The following is a 707-nucleotide window of genomic DNA, read 5'->3' as shown; positions in this document are numbered from 1 at the left end:
AGCCGCAGCCCCAGAAACATAAATTCTTCCATCCGTTCCTGACGACTCAGTTCATGTATTTCCTCATACTGCGCGCCCGCTGCCAGTTCTTCTTTCGTAAACACCAGATAACGGTTCAAATCCGCTGTCACCTGAAAGCGTTTCCCGCCCACCAGCGAGGATGCCCCCAGACCAAGTCCCAGATACTCCACACCGGTCCAGTAACCGATGTTGTGGCGGCAGGCATAGCCCGGTCTGGCATAATTGGAAATCTCATACCGCTCATAGCCCAGCTTCGCCAGCGTTGTTTTCGTGTGGTGGTACATATTCCGGTCTGTCTCCTCATCCGGCAGACATTTGCAGCCTTCATACTTCGTCTGTAAACGCTTTGGCATAGAGGCGTAATCGCCGTATTTCTCCAGATCCGCGCACATCTCCCCGTACTCGTCATATAACGGCGTGCCTTCTTCCACAATCAGGCTGTATGCGGAAATATGTTCCGGTTCAAGGTCGCAGACGAACCGCAGAGTCTCCTGCCAACTCTCCTCCGACTGTCCCGGAAGCGCCGACATCAGATCGACATTGATATTGTCAAATCCAGCGTCCCGCGCAGCACGAAAACTCTGTAAAAACTGCTCCCGCGTATGAATCCGCCCTAAAAGCCGCAATTCCTCCTCCGAAGCCGACTGCAGCCCCAGACTCAGGCGGCTGACCCCTGCATTCCGGTA

The 707-nt window shown here is 54.3% G+C and carries 1 protein-coding gene; it reads right to left on the bottom strand.

All coding sequences use genetic code 11. The annotated features are described in order from the left end of the window. A partial coding sequence (locus QVO97_RS07435; protein WP_288189310.1) for a coproporphyrinogen-III oxidase family protein occupies positions 1 to 707 on the bottom strand: 707 nt, incomplete at both ends.

The sequence above is a fragment of the Clostridium sp. CAG:43 genome, assembly GCF_000434655.1.
Classification (GTDB): domain Bacteria; phylum Bacillota; class Clostridia; order Lachnospirales; family Lachnospiraceae; genus Otoolea; species Otoolea fessa.
Note: the sequence above shows the minus strand (reverse complement) of the source record. Positions and strands in the feature narration are given on the sequence as shown.